At 67.5% G+C, this 5,472-nt stretch carries 7 protein-coding genes; 4 read left to right on the forward strand and 3 right to left on the reverse strand.

Annotated elements, in window-relative coordinates; genetic code table 11:
• The coding region (locus C1I97_RS30345) for a helix-turn-helix domain-containing protein (RefSeq protein ID WP_111006301.1) at positions 1-766 on the reverse strand (766 nt) is incomplete at its 3' end.
• A gap of 674 nt (positions 767-1,440) precedes the next feature.
• Between C1I97_RS30345 and C1I97_RS30350 the strand changes: the two genes are divergently transcribed.
• The 4 genes from C1I97_RS30350 to C1I97_RS30365 all read left to right on the forward strand — a co-directional run bounded on the left by C1I97_RS30350 (position 1,441) and on the right by C1I97_RS30365 (position 4,485).
• A complete protein-coding gene (locus C1I97_RS30350) occupies positions 1,441-1,887 on the forward strand; it encodes a helix-turn-helix domain-containing protein (protein WP_111006307.1) in 447 nt (148 codons plus the stop codon).
• 239 nt (positions 1,888-2,126) lie between these two features.
• Positions 2,127-2,672, forward strand: a complete 546-nt coding sequence (locus C1I97_RS30355) for a hypothetical protein (protein ID WP_146608339.1) — start codon at positions 2,127-2,129, stop codon at positions 2,670-2,672.
• On the forward strand, positions 2,669-3,865 hold the full coding sequence (locus C1I97_RS30360) for an MAB_1171c family putative transporter (RefSeq protein WP_111006303.1): 1,197 nt from the start codon (positions 2,669-2,671) through the stop codon (positions 3,863-3,865). Before C1I97_RS30355 ends, C1I97_RS30360 begins: the two co-directional genes overlap by 4 nt.
• Positions 3,862-4,485 (forward strand): hypothetical protein, encoded by a 624-nt coding sequence (locus tag C1I97_RS30365; RefSeq protein ID WP_111006304.1) that lies wholly within the window; start codon positions 3,862-3,864, stop codon positions 4,483-4,485. Before C1I97_RS30360 ends, C1I97_RS30365 begins: the two co-directional genes overlap by 4 nt.
• Positions 4,486-4,560: 75 nt before the next feature.
• Here the strand turns inward: C1I97_RS30365 and C1I97_RS30370 are convergent, their stop codons facing one another.
• On the reverse strand, positions 4,561-4,791 hold the full coding sequence (locus C1I97_RS30370; RefSeq protein WP_111006305.1) for a hypothetical protein: 231 nt from the start codon (positions 4,789-4,791) through the stop codon (positions 4,561-4,563).
• A gap of 5 nt (positions 4,792-4,796) precedes the next feature.
• Positions 4,797-5,472 (reverse strand): NUDIX domain-containing protein (locus C1I97_RS30375; protein ID WP_220040875.1); only part of this gene is annotated, 676 nt, incomplete at its 5' end.

Raw genomic sequence — 5,472 nt, forward strand, 5'->3', positions numbered from 1 at the left:
GTTCCCGGGCGATCCAGGAGCGCCAGTCGGCGGCCCAGGCGCTCGCTGAGCGGGGCTTCCAGTCGGCCCGGTGGGCACGCCACTTCGCGTCGGCGGCGCGCAGGCCGTCCTCGCCGAGGCGGGCGAGGTGCCCCTGCTGGTGGGCCCAGGCTTCGGTGGCTGGGTCGACCTGCCACTCGCCGGCCGAGGTGAGGGCAGCACCACTCCTGCTGCCTTTACGGTTCACCTTCGGTTCTCTACGGTTCTGGGGGTTGGATTCCGTACCTTGCGGGGTGCGGATTCCGGCACGCCGGGGGGTCGGATTCCGTCGCGAGGGGCCGGATTCCGCACCGGTCGGATTCCGGCGGGAGGGGTCGGACTCCGTACCCTCCTTGGGCCAGATCCCGTGCCGCCAAAGTCGCTTCTCGTCCAGCTCGGGCACCGGGTCGGCCTCGGTTGGCGGCTCGACGTACGCGTCCGGGTCCTCCCGCGTGGCTGCCGCGACCTTGGCCAGCCACGCGGCGGCGCGCGGCAGGCGGTAGGCCGTGGTGCGCTGCGGGCCCTGCAGGTGGTCCAGCACCTTCAGCTCGCCGCTCTGGACGAGCGACGTGAGCGCGTCGCGCACTGCGGTCCGGCTCGCGTTCGTGCGCTCGACCAGGCTGGAGAGTGAGGCCCAGGCGACGCATTGCTCGTCCGGTACGCGGTCGGCGATCGACAGCAGGACCAGGCGCGCGGTCCCGCGGCTGGAGCTGTGCTCCCACACCCACTCGCGGGCCTCGACGCTCATCGGCCGCTCCCGACCATCAGGTGGGAGGGCTGCGCCGGCCCGGCGGCCGGGACGTGTTCACATCGGCGGCGAGTGGAGACGGGGAAGTGGGCGGCTGCCGCGCAGGCCAGGCCGTTGGGCCTTTTGCGCAGGGCGGAGCGCATGCAAGAATCTCCTTCGGTGTTGCCACGCTGAGACGCCCCCTGGAAGGGATCAGCGTGGTGATGGTGGCGATCTCCGCCCTTGCCGGGGCGGTCTGCCGTGAAGCGTTCGGCGTCCGGGAGTTGCCGCTCTCGGGCGCCATCGCTGTATGCGGGCCTACGTGGCCCGGAGTGCGCGCATGCCACTGCTCCTCATGCTCGTCGCGCCGGGCGGGCTGCCCGGGGGACGACGAACATACGCACGACCCTGCGTCAAGATCCAGACTTGGTTCTTAAACTCTCTACAACTCTCTGCTTCGTGTTGATTTGCCCGTTAATGGGCTTGTGTGCAGCCAGCGTCTCTTGCCTCTCGGATGAGGTCGCCCCCGCGGGGGCTGTTTACACCTGTTGACAGTCAGGCAAGATCGTAAGCTGTGAGCGGCGCCATCTGTCAACTGGTGCGGACATCTTCGTCAGCTCTGTGGGTGGGGTGTACGCCTGAGTTGACAGGTTTGGTTTGATGGACCCCTATGTGCGACAGAGAGAGGTCGAGTGGTGGGCGACGAGGTCAGTGAGGAGGGGCGCGCTCTGGCGGAGAAGGTCGACCGGCTGTTTCGGGTAATTCACCCCGAAGGGCGGGGGCCTTACTCGCTGCGCGAAGTGGCCCGAGGTGTGGCGGACATGGGCGGCCCCAGCATGTCGGCGAGCTTCCTTCACCAGTTGCGCACGGGACAACGGGACAATCCGGGCATCAAGTACCTAAAGGCGATCGCGGCTTTCTTTGGCGTGTCGCCGGCGTACTTCTTTGATGACGACGAGGGAGCGCGCGCTCAGGCGGAAGTGACCCTGCTCGAGTCGATGCGCGACAACCAGGTCCGCTCCGTGGCCCTGCGCGCCTCCGGCCTTTCTCCCGAGACCCTCCGCACCGTGCAGGCGTTCATCGAGCGAGCTCGGGAGCTTGAGGGCCTCAACGATGGCAGTCAGTCGGAACAGGGTGTATGACTCTCGTCACTTCCTGCAGGAGATAGGTCCTGTAAGAATTAGGACACTTCTGTCCGGTCGTCCCGAAAATGGCGGGGCTCTTGAGAGCGCTCTGTGTTTGGGGTGGCCACGCAGGGTATCGATCTTGGAAGCTGGAATTCTCCTCTCTGGATCATCATCCCCGGTTCACATAAAGTGCCCGATGGTGCGCCATCGGTGCGCCTGCAGCAAGCAGAAATGAAAGACCAGGGAGGGAATCGTTGCGCTCGCAGCAGCGACTCCGGATGCCGTCCTTCCGGCAACGCCGGAAACCGGCGAAGCCGGACCCACTGTCAGGGATCGAGATTCCTTCCCCCTTCGATCTGCAGAAGTTCTGCGCCGCCGTAGCGGAGCACCGAGGTCGCCCTCTACTCGTCGAGGAAGTCGAAGGAGTGAGCGGAGCAGACGACGAGTTGTGCGGCCTGTGGGTGGAACTCGACACCGCGGACTGTATCTTTTTCGAGGCGTCGACCTCCCCGTTGCACCGAGACCACATCGTCCTGCACGAGATCAGCCACATGCTCCTCGGGCACAGCTCCTCGAGCGACGCGAGCACGGGCGCCAACCTGGGCGAACTGTTCACCACCATCGATCCCCGCACTGTCCGCAGTGTGCTGGGACGGGCGAACTTCAGCAGTCCCCAGGAGCGTGATGCCGAGCAACTCGCCACCCGAATAGCCAAATTGGCAAAACTGACGCCCCTTCCGAAAACCCATGATCCCGAACTCGACCGTATAGCTGCGGCGTTGCGCGGTGACGGCAGATGATGAACCTCTTCACGTTTGTGGTCACCGCACTCCTGTGGATTACCGTTGCATGGCGCGCCGTCAAGGTCTGGCGGAAGGGGCAGGACCGGTCTCTTTGGTGGGCGTTCTTCGGGCTGGCCGTCATGATGACGTTGCGCATGCCACCCGGAAGAGCGCTCGACCAATGGACGGGCGTTACCGACCTCTCCTACTTGCTGAAGCACCTCATCGGAGGGGTGCTCGCACCAGCTGCTCTGCTGGCCTTCCTGCGTAAGGTTTCCGGGGCTTCGGACGGGCCGCGAACCAAGCGGCGGCGCATCACGTTCGCCTGCGCGACGGCGCTCGCCATGGCGATCTTGTTCTTCGCGAAACTCCAGCCGTACGAGACGCCGTTGATATTCGCGGACCCCGTGGCCCATTACGTGTTCCTCGCCTACACGCTTCTCTTCCTCGGCTACCTCACCGCCTCGCTGCTGGGAGGCATGAGGGTCTGCTGGCGCTGGGGACGCAACTCAAGTGGCCGAGCGCTCAGTTGGGGGCTTCGAACCATCGGCGTGGGCCTGGCCGCTGGCGTCGTGTATGCCGTCGCCAGAGCGGCCACGATCGCCACACGCATCCGCGGTGACGGCCTCTTCCCAGGCGCCGTGGACGACTACATCTGCACCGCCCTACTCATGGCGGCCCTCGTCCTCATCGTCGCAGGCACCAGTCTGCCCATGCTCAGCCTGCTCCGCAGCTGGCGGGCCAAGCGGCACGCACTCCTGCGCCTGCGCCCCCTGTGGCGAGACCTCACACAGGCCACACCCTCCGTGCGCCTTCACACTCCACGCGGCGCGGTGACCGAATACCTCAACCCACTCAATGTGCACGACCGTTTGTACCGCCGAGGCGTCGAGATCCGCGATGCCGCACTGGCCCTCAACAACTACGCGTCGCCCGCCCTCCGGGAACGGGCCCAGCAGCACGCCGAGGCCCGCGGCCTCTTCGGCACGCAGGCCGCAATCGCCGCCGAAGCCTGCTGGCTCGCCGCCGCACGCCGCGCCAAGCTCCGGGGCGCAGCACCCGGCTCCAGCACCGAGCACCGCCCCGCGGGCGGCGGGCGAGACCTGCGCAGTGAGATCTCCGCGCTCACCCAGCTGTCCGACGCCTACCACTCCGACCTCGTCCGAGACTTCACGGACTCTGAAGACCGCCTGATGGAGCCACTGGCATGAGCACCTTCGTTGCACCCCCCACCCCCACCTACGCCGAAGCCACCCCGCGGGTGAAAGCGGCGAAGGTCCTCACCGACGTCTTCGCGCCGGCCAACCTGGTCATCGCGCTGCTCCTGCTGATCGGCTGGCACAGCACAAGCAGTTTCAGCGGAGTCGGATGGGGCCTGTTCGCGGCCTTGTTCTGCGGCATCATCCCCATGGGGATCATCCACTTCGGTGTCCGTCGCGGGAAGCTCACCGACAAGAACGTCCGCGTACGCAAGCAGCGCATCGCTCCCCTCACGGCCAGCTTGGCCTCCGTGGTGACCGGCATCGTTCTCCTGAACGTCCTGGGCGCGCCGCAGGATGTCTTCGCGCTCGTCATCGCCATGCTCGTCGGCCTGGCCAGCGTGCTGGCGGTGACGGTGTGGTGGCAGATATCCGTGCACAACGCCGTTGCCGGCGGTGCTGTGATGATCCTCGTTCTGGTCTTCGGCCAGACGCTGGTCCTTCCGGCGGCCCTTTTCGTCGTGGCCATGGGATGGTCCCGCCGCGTCCTGAAGGCACATACCCTGGCTCAGCTCGTCTGCGGTACCGCGTTGGGCTCCACCGCTGCTCTGGTGTTCACGCTTCTGCGGTAACACCCTGGCGGGCGCGCCATGTCGACGCCTGCCTGGCAGCCGCGCGCAGCAGCGGCTGACGGTCACCTTGTCCGATCACGCTGTCGGCGCTGGGTCCGTCTTCGCGGCGGGGTGGATCAGCTGGCCGGAGCGTTCACCGTGACGGGTGAGGAAGACGAGGGCGGCGGCTTCGTTGGCGGCGCGGGCCGGGTCGCTGTAGCGCTTCAGGGGGTACGGCTCGCGTTCGCCGATATACCAGGCGCGGTTGGCCTGACCGGTGGTTATCTCGGTGGCGCCGTCGGGGAGGCGGCTGTCGATCCTCGCCACGGCGGTCAGGCGATGTCGCCGAGGTAGGGGGTGGGAGGCTTGCCGTGGGCGAGGTCGGCGATCGGACCCCGCAGGCCGTGGGGCAGCAGGTTGAGGCCGGGCACCTTCTCCAGCTCCACCCATTCCAGCCCGGTCTGCACGTCGTCTTCGGCGTGGCCGCCGAGCCGGCCCGGGTCGCCTTCGGGCCGGCACAGGAAGATTGCTTCGACCCGGTGGTCCTCCGGGGCGCCGCCGTGGTGTGCACCGATGTACTCGCGCAGCCACAGCAGGCGCTCGGGCGTGACGTTCAGGCCGGTCTCCTCGTGGACCTCGCGGCGGACCGTGGTGCCGAGGGTCTCACCGGGGTGCTGTCCGCCGCCGGGCAGGAAGTAGCAGTCCTGCCCCTCCCAGTGGGCGCGCTGGAGCAGGATGCGGCCGTCGTGGAGGACGACGGCCTTGGCCGCGTTGCGGACGGTCGCGGTGACGGGTTCGGCCACGGGAAGCTCCCACTCATGCATCGGTGATGTCGGATGTCGGGGTGTTCGGCGTTCAGTCTTGCCGAAGCCGAGGCGGCGTCCGGTGGCCTTGGCCCAGATCAGCCGCCAGGGCCCGGCCAGCCGGACGAAGGGCTGGAGCGGGTTGGCCGCGACGAGCGCGATCGGACGCCGTGGGACCGGGCGCGGCGGTGGTGTGGTGGTGGGC

Origin of the sequence: Streptomyces sp. NTH33 (assembly GCF_003236365.1) — a bacterium.
Lineage (GTDB): Bacteria > Actinomycetota > Actinomycetes > Streptomycetales > Streptomycetaceae > Streptomyces.